The 15,526-nt window shown below is 63.0% G+C and carries 13 protein-coding genes and 1 pseudogene; 10 read left to right on the top strand and 4 right to left on the bottom strand.

The annotated features are described in order from the left end of the window. Nucleotides 1-12 precede the first annotated feature (12 nt). Together NKJ75_RS25695 and NKJ75_RS25690 are read left to right on the top strand one after the other, a co-directional pair. Nucleotides 13-2,166 (top strand): thiamine pyrophosphate-dependent enzyme, encoded by a 2,154-nt coding sequence (locus NKJ75_RS25695; RefSeq protein ID WP_023834932.1) that lies wholly within the window; start codon nucleotides 13-15, stop codon nucleotides 2,164-2,166. Further along, a complete protein-coding gene (locus NKJ75_RS25690; protein WP_352500338.1) occupies nucleotides 2,159-3,751 on the top strand; it encodes an indolepyruvate oxidoreductase subunit beta family protein in 1,593 nt (530 codons plus the stop codon). The genes NKJ75_RS25695 and NKJ75_RS25690 overlap by 8 nt, the downstream gene beginning before the upstream one ends. A 133-nt stretch (nucleotides 3,752-3,884) precedes the next feature. Here NKJ75_RS25690 and NKJ75_RS25685 read toward each other — a convergent pair whose 3' ends face one another. After that, nucleotides 3,885-4,781, bottom strand: coding sequence for a LysR family transcriptional regulator (locus NKJ75_RS25685; protein ID WP_023834934.1), 897 nt, complete (start codon nucleotides 4,779-4,781; stop codon nucleotides 3,885-3,887). Nucleotides 4,782-5,009: 228 nt separating this feature from the next. Here NKJ75_RS25685 and NKJ75_RS25680 point away from each other — a divergent pair, with 228 nt between their 5' ends. From NKJ75_RS25680 to NKJ75_RS25665, 4 genes and pseudogenes are all read left to right on the top strand, one after another. Then, on the top strand, nucleotides 5,010-5,744 hold the full coding sequence (locus NKJ75_RS25680) for an SDR family NAD(P)-dependent oxidoreductase (protein WP_031204609.1): 735 nt from the start codon (nucleotides 5,010-5,012) through the stop codon (nucleotides 5,742-5,744). Between the two features lie 50 nt (nucleotides 5,745-5,794). Continuing rightward, nucleotides 5,795-6,547: an SDR family NAD(P)-dependent oxidoreductase gene (locus NKJ75_RS25675; RefSeq protein WP_023834936.1), complete on the top strand. Its 753-nt coding sequence runs from the start codon at nucleotides 5,795-5,797 to the stop codon at nucleotides 6,545-6,547. A 33-nt stretch (nucleotides 6,548-6,580) separates the two neighbouring features. Then, nucleotides 6,581-7,180: an NADPH-dependent F420 reductase gene (locus NKJ75_RS25670; RefSeq protein ID WP_023823598.1), complete on the top strand. Its 600-nt coding sequence runs from the start codon at nucleotides 6,581-6,583 to the stop codon at nucleotides 7,178-7,180. Between the two features lie 133 nt (nucleotides 7,181-7,313). Beyond that, a pseudogene (locus NKJ75_RS25665) lies at nucleotides 7,314-7,943 on the top strand (class I SAM-dependent methyltransferase). 268 nt (nucleotides 7,944-8,211) lie between these two features. On the opposite strand, the gene NKJ75_RS25660 reads toward NKJ75_RS25665, so the two are convergent. Beyond that, on the bottom strand, nucleotides 8,212-8,805 hold the full coding sequence (locus NKJ75_RS25660) for a DJ-1/PfpI family protein (RefSeq protein ID WP_023686902.1): 594 nt from the start codon (nucleotides 8,803-8,805) through the stop codon (nucleotides 8,212-8,214). Nucleotides 8,806-8,965: 160 nt separating this feature from the next. Further along, the gene (locus NKJ75_RS25655) at nucleotides 8,966-9,664 is read right to left on the bottom strand and encodes a GntR family transcriptional regulator (protein WP_023729141.1); all 699 of its coding nucleotides are present in this window, start codon (nucleotides 9,662-9,664) and stop codon (nucleotides 8,966-8,968) included. A 174-nt stretch (nucleotides 9,665-9,838) separates the two neighbouring features. Between NKJ75_RS25655 and NKJ75_RS25650 the strand changes: the two genes are divergently transcribed. From NKJ75_RS25650 to NKJ75_RS25640, 3 genes are read left to right on the top strand one after another with little or no spacing between them, the layout of a single operon-like run. Continuing rightward, complete coding sequence (locus NKJ75_RS25650; protein ID WP_023834937.1) at nucleotides 9,839-11,065, top strand: iron-containing alcohol dehydrogenase; 1,227 nt, start codon at nucleotides 9,839-9,841, stop codon at nucleotides 11,063-11,065. A 58-nt stretch (nucleotides 11,066-11,123) separates the two neighbouring features. Further along, nucleotides 11,124-12,572 (top strand): NAD-dependent succinate-semialdehyde dehydrogenase, encoded by a 1,449-nt coding sequence (locus tag NKJ75_RS25645; RefSeq protein WP_245271347.1) that lies wholly within the window; start codon nucleotides 11,124-11,126, stop codon nucleotides 12,570-12,572. 41 nt (nucleotides 12,573-12,613) lie between these two features. Then, nucleotides 12,614-13,432, top strand: coding sequence for an alpha/beta hydrolase (locus NKJ75_RS25640; protein WP_245274197.1), 819 nt, complete (start codon nucleotides 12,614-12,616; stop codon nucleotides 13,430-13,432). A 277-nt stretch (nucleotides 13,433-13,709) separates the two neighbouring features. On the opposite strand, the gene NKJ75_RS25635 is transcribed toward NKJ75_RS25640, so the two are convergent. After that, the gene (locus NKJ75_RS25635) at nucleotides 13,710-14,606 is read right to left on the bottom strand and encodes an NAD(P)/FAD-dependent oxidoreductase (protein ID WP_023745682.1); all 897 of its coding nucleotides are present in this window, start codon (nucleotides 14,604-14,606) and stop codon (nucleotides 13,710-13,712) included. Between the two features lie 129 nt (nucleotides 14,607-14,735). Here NKJ75_RS25635 and NKJ75_RS25630 point away from each other — a divergent pair, with 129 nt between their 5' ends. Next, nucleotides 14,736-15,365, top strand: coding sequence for a TetR/AcrR family transcriptional regulator (locus NKJ75_RS25630; RefSeq protein ID WP_023745683.1), 630 nt, complete (start codon nucleotides 14,736-14,738; stop codon nucleotides 15,363-15,365). The last annotated feature ends 161 nt before the right edge of the window (nucleotides 15,366-15,526 follow it).

Below are 15,526 nucleotides of genomic sequence, written 5' to 3'. Positions count from 1 at the left end.
AAGGTTGGAAAAATGGCCGAACGGTCTTTTGCCAAGGAAGTCGAAAAGCTCCGGCTCGGCGCCGGCGAGGAGTTTGCGGGCGAAGGCATTCTCGCCATCACCAAGGCGCTGCTGCAATGCGGCGTCGGCTATGTCGGCGGATACCAGGGCGCGCCGATCAGCCATCTGATGGACGTGCTGGCCGACGCACAGGAGATTCTGGGCGAACTCGGGGTGCATTTCGAGGCGAGCGCCTCGGAAGCCACCGCCACCGCCATGCTGGCGGCCTCGGTGCATTACCCCATTCGCGGTGCGGCGACCTTCAAGTCGACCGTCGGCACCAATGTCGCGTCCGACGCACTGGCCAACCTCGCCTCCGGCGGCGTCACCGGCGGCGCGCTGATCATCGTCGGCGAAGACTATGGCGAAGGCTCCTCGATCATGCAGGAGCGCAGCCATGCCTTCGCCATGAAGAGCCAGGTCTGGCTACTCGACCCGCGCCCCAATTTGCCGTCGATCGTCAAGGCGGTGGAGGATGGTTTCGAGCTGTCCGAGGCATCCAACACGCCGGTGATGCTGCAGGTGCGCATCCGCTGCTGCCATGTGCATGGCCATTTCATCGCCAAGGACAACAAGCGCCCGCCGATGACGGTGGCCGATGCGCTCGACGCGCCGCGCCGCGACACCGGCCGCATCGTGTTGCCGCCCGCCTCCTTCCTGCACGAGAAGGAGAAGGTGCAGAAGCGCTGGCCGGCGGCGGTGGAGTTCATCGCCAAGAACAAGATCAACGAATTCTTCGGTTCGGACCATGGCTCGGTCGGCATCGTCATGCAGGGCGGCATGTACAATTCGGTCATCCGCGCCTTGCAGCGGCTCGGCCTTGCCGACACCTATGGCGAGACGGATGTGCCGCTCTACGTTCTCAACGCCGTCTATCCCCTGATCGATGACGAGTTCCTCACCTTCTGCGAAGGCAAGCAGGCGGTGCTCGTGGTCGAGGAGGGCCAGCCCAACTACATCGAGCAGGCCTTTGCCGCCATGCTGCACAAGGCCGGGCGCGGCACCAGGCTGGTCGGCAAGGAGTATCTGCCGATGGCCGGCGAATATACCGGCCAGGTCATGCTGGACGGCATCGGCGCCTTCCTGCGCGCCGAGGCCCCGCATCTCTTGCCGGGTGAGGTGCGCGCGCCCAACAAGGTCGGCGACGGCGTTGACGCCGCGGACCTGATCAACGTCGTGCCGGGACGTCCGCCAGGCTTCTGCATCGGTTGCCCGGAGCGGCCGATTTTTGCCGCGACAAAGCTGGTCGAGCAGGAACTCGGGAACCACCACATCGCATCCGACATCGGCTGCCATTTGTTCTCGATCATGCCGCCTTTCGAGCTCGGCGCCACCACCATGGGCTACGGGCTGGGGCCGGCATCGGCATCGGCGTTCAATTCGCCCGACGCCAAACGGCGGTCGATCTCTTTCGTCGGCGATGGCGGCTTCTGGCACAATGGCCTGACCTCCTCGATCGGCAACGCGGTCTTCAACAAGAACGACGGCGTCATCGTCATCGTCGACAATTTTTACTCCGCCGCCACCGGTGGGCAGGACATCCTGTCGTCGCGTGCGGGCAACAAGACCAAGTCGACCAAGCATCCGATCACCGAGGCGGTGAAGGGCATGGGCGTCAAATGGCTGCGCCATGTCGACCGCACCTATGACATCACCAAGATGCAGGACACGTTACGTGAGGCGCTGACGACGGACGAAAAGGGTCCCAAGGTCATCGTTGCCTCGTCTGAATGCATGCTCAATCGCCAGCGCCGCGAAAAGCCGCTGGTCGACAAGGCGATCAAGGATGGGACTCGCGTCGTCAAGCCGAAGTTCGGCGTCGATGAGGATATCTGCACCGGCGACCATGCCTGTATGCGGCTGTCCGGCTGCCCGTCGCTGTCGGTAAAGTCGCTCGACGATCCGTTGCGCGACGATCCGGTGGCATCGATCGACCAGAGCTGCGTCGGCTGCGGCAATTGCGGTGAAGTGGCGGATGCAGCGGTGCTGTGCCCTTCCTTCTACCGCGCCGATGTCGTGCACAATCCCCGCCGCTGGGATCGTTTTCTGGAAGGCACGCGCCGCGCCGTGATCGGCCTGCTGCAGCGGCGCCGTGAAAGCCGCAGGTTGACGTTCGCCGATGCTTGACCAGGCTTCGCCCTTGCGCCCGAAATCCGATGCCGCCGATACCGAGCCGGTGATCAAACTCGCTTTGCTCGCGGTCGGCGGCCAGGGCGGCGGCGTGCTCGCCGACTGGATCACCGATGTCGCCGAGCGCAATTCCTATGTCGCGCAATCGACCTCGGTCGCCGGCGTCGCCCAGCGCACCGGCGCTACGATCTATTACGTCGAGATGGCCCGCGACACCGGCCGGCTGCCGGTCTTTGCCCTTTCGCCTTCGCAAGGCGATGTCGACATATTGATCGCCGCCGAGCTGATGGAAGCCGGCCGCGCCATCATCAGGGGCTTCGTCACGCCCGATCGCACCACGCTGATCACCTCCTCGCACCGTATCGCCGCGGTGTCGGAAAAGATCGAGCCGGGTGACGGCCGGGCCTCGTCTTCCAAGGTACGCGCGACGGCGGAAGCTGCATCGAAACGCTTCATCGCCTTCGACATGGAAAAGATCGCCGCGGACAATGGCTCAATGATCTCGGCCAGTCTGCTTGGCGCGCTGGCCGGCTCCGACGCATTGCCGTTCACGCGTGAAAGCTATGAGCAAGCGATCGGCGCCGGCGGCCGGGGTGCGAAAGCCAGCCTTGCTGCCTTCGCCGTCGCCTACGACCGCGCGCGCGGTACGACGGCCCCCGCGCCACAGCCGGCAGAACCGGCCACGGTCGTCCCCGCTCCGGGTTCAGGGCGCGTGAGCGGTCCGCCGAACCTGCTGCAGGGTTGGCAGGCGCTGGCCGCCCGCATCGACCTGATGCCCGCGGCGGTGCGCGACATGGCGCTCCGGGGCCTGAGAAAGGTCGTCGACTACCAGGACATCTCCTATGGCGGCGAGTATCTCGACCGGCTCGACCAGGCGGTCGCGCTGGATAGCGCTGAACATGCCCATGCATTGTCCATCGCTGCCGCCAAGCATCTGGCCAACGCGCTGTGCTACGACGACATGATCCGCGTCGCCGATCTCAAGACACGTTCGACGCGTGACCGGCGGGTGCGCAAGGAGGTGGGCGTCAAGGACGGCTCCATCCTGCAAGTGACCGAATATTTCCATCCGCGCATCGAGGAGTTCTGCGGCACCTTGCCGGCGGGGTTTGGCAGCTACATCGAGAACCGGCCGAAACTTGCCGGCTTTCTCGACCGGCGCATCAATCGCGGCCGGCGCATCCGCACCGACAGCTTTGCCGGCTTTGCGGTCCTCTGGTTGATTGGCGGCCTGCGCCGCTGGCGGCGGCGCCTGTTGCGCCACAAGGTCGAGACGGCGCATCTGGAGCGCTGGTTTGCGCTGGCGCTCAGCCACGCGCCTCAGGACTACGCGCTCGCCGTCGAAATCTTGAACTGCCGCCGGCTGATCAAGGGCTACAGCGACACCCACCTCCGCGCCCAGTCCAAATTCGATCGCGTGCTGTCGGCGCTCGATCTGGTCAGGAGCCGCGATGACGCTGCCGACTGGATCAGGCGGTTGCGCGAAGCTGCGCTGAAAGACGAGAAAGGCGACATGCTCGATGGCGCGCTGAAGACGGTGGCATCGTTGTCTGATCATGGTGTGGGAAGAGGTCGAGCTTAGGCTGGTACCTCTACGCTACTGCCGCCGTTTCCCTACTCCCACTGGATTCGCGGATTGAACACGCCGCTTCAAGCGATCGCAGCTCGGCTTCCACCCGGATTGCGGGAAGCGTTGCCGGCGGATCTGCCGGGCGTCAGTCGCGCGATATGGACAGCCCCGAGAGAAGCGGAGCGTACGCGGCGAGCCTGCGGGATACGAACTCTGTGAAGAGCCGCACCCGCTTCGTCTTGCGTGTCTCGCCTTGCGTGAGAAGCCAGAGTGTCCCATGCATGGGCACGTCGATCCCCGGCACCCTCACCAGCAGGGGGTCGGTATCTCCGACGAAGCACGGCAGTTTCGTTATCCCAATCCCCTGGTGCGCCGCGATGATCTGCGTCTCGGCGTCAGGTGTCCTGAACGGTACTCCCGTGACGTGAACTTCTCCCTCGCGCGCCCAGTCCGGAATTCCATGATTGTCTATGCCTATCCATCGGATAGGATCAGGCGTGCCCGCACGCCACGCGGCTAGTCGATCGCGAGACATGTAGACGCCGCTGAACAGCTCCGGTCCCTTCAGGCCGTGAAGATTGAGCGGCAGGGTCTTGCGGTCGGCGACAATGCGGATCGCGACGTCGGCCTCTCGGTTGGTCAGATTTGCCAGCTCACCGGACGACAAGATTTCCATCTCGATGTCGCGATGCAAACGCGCGAAGTCGGCGAGATCCGGCATGAGCAGGTGTGTGGCGAGGAACGGTGGAAGCGTCACCCGCAAAAGTCCGCGCGCGCTCTGGTCACGACCGAAGACGCGCGTCTCCAGCAGGTGCGACGACGCTTCCATCTGGGTCGCGAGATCGAGGACCTCTTCGCCCGCAGCCGTCAGGCGGTAGCCGGAAGGCAGCTTTTCGAACATCTGCGCCCCGAGGCGTTCCTCGAGCTGAGCGATGCGTCGCAGCACGGTCGAGTGGTTCACACCGAGGCGCGCGGCGGCGGCACGCACCGAGCCTCCGCGCGCGGCGGCAAGAAAGTAGCGAACGTCATCCCAGTCGATCATGGTGCATTCCTGCGCAGCGCAGTGCGGCTTGCAAAGCCCATACTAACACGATCAGCCGTAGTTCGTGCGGTCATCGTGGCCTTCAATCATCTAGCTGGATCGTTTTCGCACCAGCGATGTGCGCGATTGCGCACTCACCGCCCGACTTCGGCGAACCCATCTTGAGGCTCTCGCGGGACTTTCCCGTACAGCCAAAGATACGAGACGGCGAAACGAAGGATGCATGACATGAACAGACTGAATGGAAAGACCGCTGTGATAACCGGCGGCGCTACGGGCATCGGCCGCGCCGCAGCCAAGCGCTTTATCGAGGAGGGCGCCTTCGTCTTCATCTTCGGCCGCCGGCAGGAAGCGCTCGACGCAGCCGTGGCCGACCTTGGGCCTAGTGCCCGCGCGGTTAAGGGCTCGGTCTCGGATGAGGCCGACCTGGACCGACTCTACGCTGCGGTGAAGGCCGAGCGCGGAAGCCTCGATATCGTCTTCGCCAATGCCGGGGCAGGAAGCCCGCTTCCGCTCGGCCAGATCACCGCCAGGCACATTGACGAAACCTTCGACACCAATGTGAAGGGTACGATCTTCACGGTCCAGAAGGCGCTGCCGCTGATGAGCCAGGGCGGTTCGATCATCCTGACCGGGTCGAGCGCCGGCACCACGGGCGCTCCGGGGTTCACTGCCTATAGCGCGAGCAAGGCGGCAGTGCGCAACCTGGCGCGGACCTGGGCGGAAGACCTGAAGGGCACCGGCATCCGCGTAAACGTGCTGTCGCCCGGAGCGACGGCGACCGAACTCGCGAAGGAGGCGTTAGGCGAGGAAGGCCAGAAGGCCTACGGCGCGATGACCCCGCTCCAGCGCATGGCCGATCCGGCGGAGATCGGCGCCGCGGCCGCCTTCCTCGCGTCGCCGGACAGCAGCTTCATGACCGCCAGCGAGGTCGCCGTCGACGGCGGCCTGGCTCAACTCTGACCCCCAGCGCGGTCCGTACCTGGCCCGTGCGCAACGAAAGACAAAGAATTATGAAAAAACTCGAAGGCAAGATCGCAGTCATCACGGGCGGAAGCAGCGGGATCGGATTGGCCACAGCCAAGCGCTTCGTAGAAGAAGGAGCGCACGTCGTGATTACCGGGCGAAGAGAGAAGGAGCTGAAGGAGGCCGCAGCCTTCATCATGAAAAACGTTACGACGGTCGTGGGTGACGTGTCGCTCCTGGAAGATCTGGATCGCCTCTATGCCGTCGTGAAGGAGAAACATGGTCATATCGACATTCTCTTCGCCAACGCCGGCGCGGGGACGATCGCACCGCTCGCCGTCGCTACCGAGGCACATTTTGATCAGACCTTCGATGTGAACGTGAAGGGTCTGTTCTTTACGGTGCAGAAGGCCCTTCCCCTGTTCAAAGACGGCGGTTCGATCATCCTGAATTCTTCAGTGTCGAACGTGTTGGGGCTTCCAGGGTTTAGTACCTACGCCGCGAGCAAGGCGGCTGTACGCAACTTCGCGCGCGCTTGGACACTGGAATTCAAAGACCGCAAAATCCGCGTCAATGCAATGAGTCCGGGACCAATCGAAACGCCGGCCTTGGAGACAACGGCTGGCCTTACGCCTGAGCAAGCCGAGCAAGCGGCCGCCCAGTTTGCGTCACAGATCCCAATGGGCCGCAGGGGCAAACCAGAGGAAATCGCTGCTGCCGTCACGTTCCTCGCCTCCGATGAAAGTTCTTTCGTCACCGGCGTGGATCTCGCCGTCGACGGAGGCATGGCGCAAGTCTGATCCCGGCATTAGCACCAAGATCGGAGAAGCACTATGAACTATGCAATCGTAGGATTCGGCAATATCGGACAGGCCCTTGCCAAGGCGTTTGCCCGAAACGGCATCGAAGTTTCCGTTGCAACCACACGCGACCCGGAAAGCTTTGCCGCCGATGCGGCCGCGATCGGACCCACGATCATCCCCAAAAAACTGGCGGAAGCCATCAAGGCAGACATCATCTTTTTGGCTGTCCGCTTCGAGGCGCACCCGGATGTCGCGAAGGCGCTCCCCACCTGGCAGGGGAAGACGATCATCGATGTGACCAATGCCTATGGCGTGCCCCCGGAGGAACTGGGAGGACAACCTTCTTCCAAGTTCATCGCGCAGGCCTTCTCTCGCGCAAAACTGGTCAAGGGCTTCAACCATTTGGTCGCCCCGGTGCTTGATCAGGATCCGGCCGTACATGGTGGCCGGAGGGTCGTGTTCCTGGCAAGCGACGATGACGCTGCCGCAACACAGATTGGGGAGCTTGCGGAAAATCTCGGTTTCGCGCCGATCAAGCTTGGCGGGGTGTCGGAAGGTGGCCTGCTGGTCCAGGCGCGCGGAAACAGCTGGGGTCATCTGATCTTCAAGGACCTGGTCAAATTCGACTGACGAGCGCGACGTCCTCGGCAAAGAGACGACGCACGCGATCGGAACTCGGATCGGATCAAGCCCGATCCGATCCGAGCAAATGGAGAAATCACTATGAGCACCGAGAAGAATATCCACTCCTAAGGAGATTTCGATGTACGACCAATCCAAGGTGTCCGAATTAATCCGGTTCGCACGAATCGAGGCGGGCTCCACCGTGATCGACGTCTACCCTGGCGACGGAGACTGGACGCGCCTCTTCTCCGACATCGTCGGATCAGAGGGGCGGGTCTACAGCTTCGTGCCGGCCGAAGTCGCCCACTTCAAGAACGATCCGGTCGGCCTCATGCGGACGCTCGCGAAGGAGCCGGGCCGAGAGAACGTCGAAGCCGCCTCGGCGGACCTCGTCGCGATGCCGGAGGTCACGCAGGCAGCCGATGTCCTATGGCTGCACCTGTTTTACCACGATCTTCACACCGCCCTGATCCAGAAGAAAGGTGCGACGGCGGCCGACTTCAATCGAGCTGTCTACAAGCGGCTGAAACCCGGTGGGTCCTACGTCATCGTTGACCACGCCGCCGCCGCTGGGTCGGGCACGAGCGACCTCAGTCGCTGCATCGGATCGACTGCATTCGTCCGCGAGGAGGTGGAGGCGGCCGGCTTCGTACTGGACGCGGAAAGCACCGTGCTGGTGAATAATGATGACCCGCACTCGATCAAGGTGTTCGATCCCGCGACCAAGGGCGAGACCGATCGCTTCGCGTTTCGGTTCGTGAAGCCCTGACAGCTCCCGGGCGCCGACTTCATGTCGACCTCCCATTGAGTCCATCAACTCGGGTTCGCACCCGTCAAGCTGGGAAAGCTCAACGAGGATGGCGCGCTGTGCACGCACGCGATGCGGCAGCGCCTTGAAGGCGTCCGAGGTGATGATGGCCACAGGTTCTGGAGCACACCTGCCGCAGGTTCCTGATCTGAACCTGATGAAATGACGGAAGTCGCCGCGCCGTTTAGGGAGCCGGCGCATCCCCTCAGGATGCGCCGGGACAAACGGTTCAAGAATGGTGGATTTCCGTTCCCAGCACCTTCAGGCATTCACGGATGAATGCCGCAAGCGCGGTCCAGCCTTTGGCTGAAACCATGGTCCCATCGACATAGGCGTCGGTGGGAGACAAATCGATATAAGTGCCGCCGGCAAGCGTCACCTCCGGCTCGCAAGCGGCGAGCGCCGCCACCTTCTTGCCGCGCACGACGCCGTCCACCGCGATCAGAATCTGGACGCCATGGCAGATCGTGAAGATCGGCTTTTTTGCCTCGTGGAAATGGCGCACCATCGCTTGTATCCGCTTGTCGGTGCGGATGTATTCGGGGCCACGACCGCCGGCGCAATACACAGCGTCGTACTGGCTCAGCTGCCTCTCGGCGTCGGCGAAGGTCTTGTTGATCAGCGCATTGTGGCCGGGCTTTTCGGTGTAGGTCTGATCGCCCTCGAAATCGTGCAGCGACGTCTTGATCATGTCTCCGGCGCTTTTGTCGGGGCACACGACATGAACGGTGTGTCCCACCGCTTCCATCGCCTGCTGATAGACGAAGATTTCATACTCCTCGGTGAAATCACCGGTCAGCATCAGGATTTTTTTGGCTGGCATGTCTTTTCCTCTCGGCTTGTTTCAGGGGCGAGGTGCACTGCGCGCCTCCTTCCCGGTATCGAAATCGGCTCAGAACGGGGAGTAGAATTCGTAGGCGGCAGGCTGGGCGAACAGCGGCGCGCCGCGCTTGAGGGTGCCTCGGGCAAGCAGCATCGCCAGGCTACTCGAACGCAGGCAGGAGCCTGTCCCGCGAATTTTCGATGTGCGCACGCATGGCTTTTTCGGCGGCGTCCGGATCGCCCGCGGCAAAGGCAGCGAGAATAGCCTCGTGCTCGTCGAGCGCCTCTTCGGTCACCCTGGAGTGATACATCAGCCGGAAGATATGGAAGTGGGTATGCTGGTGATTCAGTGTCTCGCGAATGAGTTCGTTTTGGGCGAACTCGACGATCTTGTCGTGGAAGATCGCATCCTGACGGGCGAAGTTCGAATAGCGCAGGCGTTCGTCTTTCCCCACCCGTCGGGCCATGACGCCAGCCGCCTCCTGCAGCGCGGCAAGGCGCTCGCCGTCCATTGTTGCGGTGGCTTTGGCCGCGGCGGCAGGTTCAAGCAATAGACGCAGCTCGTAAAGTTCGTCGAAGCGCCGGCGGGTGATTTGTGGGGCGGCGCGATAGCCGATCAGGTGGGTTTTCAGAACCAGCCCTTCCCCCTCCAGCCTGCCAAGCGCTTCACGAATGGGGGTATGTGAGACGTTGAATTCCTTGACGAGATTGTCGACGGTGATGCGCGATCCCGGAGCAATCCTCAAGGACATGAGCTGCGCGAAGATTGCTTCGTAAACGTCGCCGGCCAGACTGTTGGCGCGCTGGATACGACCCCTGGCACGGGCTTCATTGTCAACCGTCAGGTCCGTGTTCTGCATCGTTTGCCTCTTGACAGAACCACCCACTAACACGATGCTCCGCGAAACTCAATCCTATATCCTATACGATTTTATTAGAGGGCATCGCATGATTATGACCTGCAGCGCCGAGGTCGGCCTCTGGCACGAAGCCAAGCCTGTCGGCTTCCAACCCGTCTTCGCAGGATCTTGTGCATGAGCTTGTTTGCAGCGGCGCGCCTGCCGAGCGAGATTCTGTTCGGCAAAGGCCAGCGCCATGTCCTGCCTGCCATCGCCGCCAAATATGGGCGCCGCGCGTTCGTCTGTACCGATGTGCGCTTCGCGGCGACGTCGCAGTTCGCCGAGATTCTCGCTGGCTTGCACAACGCGGCGATCGAGACGTTGGTCTTCGACCGAACGCTGCCGGATGTGCCGCGCGACAGCGTCGCCGCCTGCATTGCGGAGGCGAAGGGTTTCAAGCCCGACGTGGTGATCGGAATCGGGGGCGGCAGCTGCCTCGACATGGCCAAATGCGCTGCACTTCTGCTCAGCCATGGCGGCAAGCTCGAGGACTACTATGGCGAGTTCAAGGTACCCGGCCCTACCCTTCCGGTAATCGCAGTGCCGACGACGGCTGGAACAGGCTCCGAGGTGACCCCCGTCGCCGTGATCTCCGACCCGGATCGGACGCTGAAAGTGGGTATCGCCAGTCCGCATCTCATCGCGGCAGTGGCGCTTTGCGATCCGGATCTGACGGTGACCTGTCCACCGTCCTTGACGGCGATCGCCGGCGCCGACGCGCTGACGCACGCAATCGAGGCCTATACAGCGGCCAAACGCGGCGTCGACCCTCATTTGCCGCAACAGCACGTGTTCATCGGCAAGAGCGCTCTGACCGACCATTTCGCGCTTCTGGCCATCAGGCTGCTCGGCCGCAGTCTGGAAAAGGCATATCGCGACGGATCGGACGAGGATGCGCGCGCCGACGTCATGATGGGAGCGCTGGCCGCCGGTTGCGCCTTCGGTACGGCGGGAACGGCCGCCGCCCATGCGGTGCAGTATCCCGTTGGCGCGCTTACCCACACCCCGCATGGCCTGGGAGTGGCCACGATGCTGCCCTATGTGATGGCCTACAACCTGGCCGCAGCAGCCGCGGAGATTGCGGAAGTCGGCACTGCTCTTGGCCTTTCCCTTCAGGGCGGCGGCGCCGATGCCTTGGCGCACGCCACCATCCGGGAGGTGAGCCGGCTGTTTGGCGCCATCGGCATCACGCCGACATTGGCCGAACTGGGTCTTCCCGAAGACAAGATCGACTGGACGGCCGAGCAGGCGCTGGGCATCGACCGGTTGATCAAGAACAATCCCCGCCGGTTCGACCTTGCCGCGATGCGACGGCTGGTCAGGGCTGCTTATGACGGCGACATGTCCGCCACCATGATGTGACCGACCAGGAGTTCATCCAATGAACATTGCCGCAGGCATATCCGACGAGGATCAAGATATGTTCGACTACGCCACGGTCTCGCACGGTCTCTACATTGGCGGACGCTGGCGGCCTTCATCGGAGGGTCGCGTGATCGAAGTGGTCGATCCCTCGACTGAAGCCGTGATCGCTGCGGTTCCCGATGCAACGCTCACTGATGCCGCCGCCGCCGTCGACGCTGCCGCGAAGGCGGCGGCCGGCTGGCGCGAGACCCCGCCACGCAGGCGATCGGAAATCCTGCGGCGCTGCTTCGAACTGATGACCGAACGGATGGAGACGTTGGCTGCGCTGATCTCGCTGGAGAACGGCAAGGCGCTGCGCGATGCGCGCGGTGAAGTCGCCTACGCCGCTGAGTTTTTCCGCTGGAACGCCGAGGAGGCGGTCCGCATCAGCGGCGAGTTCGGCCTTGCACCCTCGGGCGCGAACCGGATCATTGTCGACTACCAGCCCATCGGCATTTGCGTGCTCATCACGCCATGGAATTTCCCAGCCGCCATGGCGACACGTAAAATCGCTCCGGCGCTGGCGGCCGGCTGTACGGTGATCCTGAAGCCCGCCAGCGAGACACCGCTGACGGCCTATGCGCTTGCGGCGCTCTACGAGGAAGCCGGCGTGCCGCCCGGCGTCGTCAACGTCCTGACGACCTCGACCCCCGGACCGGTGACGGCGGCCATGCTGGCCGATCCGCGCGTGCGAAAGCTGTCCTTCACCGGCTCGACCGGCGTCGGGCGCGTGCTGCTGGCCGAAGCCGCAAAGCACGTCATTTCCTGTTCCATGGAGCTTGGCGGCAACGCACCCTTCATCGTCTTCGACGACGCCGACCTGGAAGCCGCCCTCGACGGTGCGATGGTTGCCAAGATGCGCAACGCCGGCGAAGCCTGCACGGCCGCCAACCGGCTTTACGTCCAGGCCGGCATCCATGATGCCTTCGCGGAAGGCTTGAGCAAACGCATGGCGGCACTCAACCTGGGCCCGGGCACAGACTCAGACACAGAATGCGGGCCGATGATCACCAGGAAGGCTGTGCACAAGATCGACCGGCTTGTGCAGGACGCCGTTGCCCGCGGCGCCAAAATCCTGTGTGGCGGCGGCGTATCTGAAGGCAGAGGCTTTTTCTATCCGCCAACGGTGCTCAAGGACGTGCCGGCCGACGTTGCCATGGCTCACGAGGAGATCTTCGGTCCCGTGGCGCCGATCAGTCGCTTCGACAGCGAGGCGGAGGTCATCGCCAAGGCCAACGACACAGAATACGGTCTCGCGGCCTACATCTACACGCGCGACCTGGCCAGAGGAATGCGCGTGGCATCAAAGATCGAGTCGGGCATGATCGCGCTCAACCGCGGCCTGATGTCGGATCCGGCGGCGCCCTTCGGCGGAGTCAAGCAAAGCGGGTTGGGGCGAGAAGGCGGCCAGAAGCATGGCGTTGCCGAGTTCATGGAGGCCAAGTACATCGCCGTGACCCTGTGAGCGGACATCACGCCAAAGATCCGTTTCGCATTCGCGATCATGTGGTCGAGTTCGACGACATGGTCGCCGAGATCGTTCGCAGAAGCGAGGACACCAGGGCGAATGTTCCCATGGTCGCCGATGTCGCCTACGGGGCTGACGCCACCGAAACCGTGGATCTGTTCTTTCCCGAGGGCAAACGGGACCGCCTGCCGGTGCACATGTTCATCCACGGGGGCTATTGGCGCATGTTCTCCAAGCGCGACTATTCCTACGTCGCCGAGACCGTTACGAACGCAGGTGCGATCGCGGTCATTGTCGACTACGCGCTGATGCCGACCGTCAGGATGGCCAGGATCGTCGACCAGGTGCGCCGCGCCAAGCGATGGGTATTTGACAATGTCGCACACCATGGCGGCAATCCCGGCCTGCTGACCGTTAGCGGTCATTCCGCCGGTGCGCATCTGGCAACAATGCTTTTCGACGGTGACGAGCGGGCTTCCGGCATCAAAGCTGCGCTGCTGCTTGGCGGCCTTTACGACCTGAAGCCATTGCAGATGTCGTTCCTTGCCGCCGAGATCGCGATCACCGACGAGGAGGCCCGCCGATTCTCGCCCATCGATCACAGTTTCGATCCATCCGTGGGCGTAGATATCTTGGTCGGCGCCGATGAAACGCCGCCGTTCCACAGCCAGGCCGCACTCTTCACCGACCACCTTGACACACAGGGACTGACTGTTTCGCGCACGACCCTTGGCGGGGCCAATCACATGAGCAGCGTCCGTGACCTTGGCTTGGCTGGTACCGACTGCTGGCCCGCGTCGTGGCCGCCTGAGACTTCCGCCAGAAGCGCTGCTGGACGCGACCGTTCAGCAAAGTAGCGTCGCAGCATCGGGTACCGACAGCGGTGGCCAATCTCCCGCCACCGGTCCCCATACCGTAAGCCCGCCGTCGATGTCGACGTCGACGTGGTTCATGCTTTCCAGCGTGATTGAGCTTGATAACCGATGTCGGCGATCGCCGCCATGCCGGCAGCGCAGTTGAGTTCTCAAAGCCAACCGGCCAAAGATGCCCCTCAGGGGAGAGCGGGCCGGCGTTCCGTAACCTCGCCTTCAGAATATGATAGCCCGCGGCACCCGGAGAAGGGAATCTGCGCTCTCAAACCAGCATCGACTGCTGGGCGGAGATCCCAGCCGTCGCGCCGTGCGATATTGCCAGGGTGACCGATGGCGGCGTGAGGGGGTTGGCGAGGTCGCCCGCGGCGTAGATGCCGGGCATGCTGGTTTCGCGGCGCTCGTCGACCTTGAGGATTACGCCGAGGGGCGTATCGACCGTGGCGAGGCCCAGTGATTCGTGCAGGCTTGCGGACGGCTTGTTGCGCGGATGCGCGAACAGGATGTCGACCGCGACATTGGGGCCGGTATCGAGCTTGACGGTGGCGTTATGCCCCCCGTGATGGGCGATCTCGCTGATCCGGCCGTCGACGACAGGTATGTTGCGGCGCGCCAGACCGGCCCGGATATCGGGCGGAATGTCGTGACCATCAGCGAAGACCGTCAACCTGTCGGTCCAATCGTGGAACAGCCTGACCTGACTCATCGACTGTGGGCCGGACCAGACGAGGCCCCAATGCTGGCCGGCGACTTCAAAGCCGTCGCAATAGGGGCAGGGCACGATGGACGTGCCCCAACCTTCGGCAAAGCCCGGAACATCAGGCATCTGGTCGGCGACGCCATAGCTCAGGATCAGGCGGCGCGCGCCGAGGCTTCCGCCATCGCCAGTGAGGACGGAGAAATCGTCGATGGCCCCGGAGAGGCTGTCGGCCCGGGCATTGACCAGCTTGATCGTGGGATAGCGCGCCAGCTGCCGCCGCGCCTCGGCCAGGATGTCCAGCGGTGGCTTGTGATCGTGGCCGAGCAGGCCATGCGAGTGGCCGGCGAAGCGGTTGCGCGGCAGGCCGGTATCGAGAACGGTGACCTTACGGCGGGCACGGCCGAGTTGCAGGGCGCCGGCGAGACCGGCAAAGCTGCCGCCGATGATGATGACGTTATCCATGATGGGCTCCGTGTTGTGGATGAGGGGCTGGTTGGACCTGGTTGAAACCTACCCATCGGCTTGCGCATTTCAGAAACTACATGGTATCGTAATCCGATAATTAGGATACTGTCAAGGACTGGAATTGTCGTGACCGAAAATAGCCAGGGCCGGCGCGGCCGGCCCGCCAACGAGGCGCTTGGCCAAACGATACTCGACGCTGCGTCCGAACTCTTTGTGGAATTGGGTTTTCAAGCGACCACATTGGACAAGGTCGCGCAGCGGGCGAAGATATCCAAACTCAGCATCTATCGGCACTTCGAGAACAAGGAGGCGCTGTTCAGCGCGGCCATCGCGTCCGGCTGCCATCAGTTGTTTGCACCACAGGCCCTTCTTGAAGGCGTCGGCGGTTCGGTCGAAGATCAGCTCATGGCGGTGGGATCATCCCTGCTTCGGACGCTGTTGAGATCAGACGTCCGCAGTGTCGAAGCCATGGTCATGGCCGACCAGACGAATCCAAGGTCGTTAAGCAAGCTCTATTTCGAAGCCGGCCCCGCCCATGTCATCGCCCAAATCGAGGTCCTGTTGCGTCAGTTGCACGCGAAGGCGGTTCTGAACGTGCCCGATCCTCTCCGGTCCGCCCGCTTGTTTGCCGCGCTTTTCAAAGGATCCGATCTTTTGATTATCGCACGCTTCGATGAGGCGAGAGCGGCGGACGACAACGAAATCGAATCCTATTGCCGGTCGGCCGTCGCCATGTTCATGGCTGCGCACGGCTAGCAGTCTGCCCTGCCCGCTAATCGTTGTATTTCTGCGAAATACTCCGCTAGAGCCGCCGTCGCGATGGCGCCCATCCACCTCGTGTCGATCGCGTCGGGGTCGGACTGCGCGCCCGCCGGTGATCGGCATCTCCTACCTGCTCCGGTCACACAGCGCTGACC

It is taken from the genome of Mesorhizobium sp. M0058 (assembly GCF_040323095.1).
Taxonomy (GTDB): Bacteria; Pseudomonadota; Alphaproteobacteria; order Rhizobiales; family Rhizobiaceae; genus Mesorhizobium.
This window is presented reverse-complemented; position numbering and strand designations above follow the sequence as displayed.

Excerpts from the sequence above, each read along its gene's own strand:
- NKJ75_RS25635 (WP_023745682.1), bottom strand. The coding sequence starts at position 14,606 with ATGGATAACGTCATCATCATCGGCGGCAGCTTTGCCGGTCTCGCCGGC.
- NKJ75_RS25675 (WP_023834936.1), top strand. The coding sequence starts at position 5,795 with ATGAAAAAACTCGAAGGCAAGATCGCAGTCATCACGGGCGGAAGCAGC.
- NKJ75_RS25685 (WP_023834934.1), bottom strand. The coding sequence starts at position 4,781 with ATGATCGACTGGGATGACGTTCGCTACTTTCTTGCCGCCGCGCGCGGA.
- NKJ75_RS25695 (WP_023834932.1), top strand. The coding sequence starts at position 13 with ATGGCCGAACGGTCTTTTGCCAAGGAAGTCGAAAAGCTCCGGCTCGGC.
- NKJ75_RS25660 (WP_023686902.1), bottom strand. The coding sequence starts at position 8,805 with ATGCCAGCCAAAAAAATCCTGATGCTGACCGGTGATTTCACCGAGGAG.
- NKJ75_RS25680 (WP_031204609.1), top strand. The coding sequence starts at position 5,010 with ATGAACAGACTGAATGGAAAGACCGCTGTGATAACCGGCGGCGCTACG.
- NKJ75_RS25645 (WP_245271347.1), top strand. The coding sequence starts at position 11,124 with ATGTTCGACTACGCCACGGTCTCGCACGGTCTCTACATTGGCGGACGC.
- NKJ75_RS25690 (WP_352500338.1), top strand. The coding sequence starts at position 2,159 with ATGCTTGACCAGGCTTCGCCCTTGCGCCCGAAATCCGATGCCGCCGAT.
- NKJ75_RS25655 (WP_023729141.1), bottom strand. The coding sequence starts at position 9,664 with ATGCAGAACACGGACCTGACGGTTGACAATGAAGCCCGTGCCAGGGGT.
- NKJ75_RS25670 (WP_023823598.1), top strand. The coding sequence starts at position 6,581 with ATGAACTATGCAATCGTAGGATTCGGCAATATCGGACAGGCCCTTGCC.
- NKJ75_RS25650 (WP_023834937.1), top strand. The coding sequence starts at position 9,839 with ATGAGCTTGTTTGCAGCGGCGCGCCTGCCGAGCGAGATTCTGTTCGGC.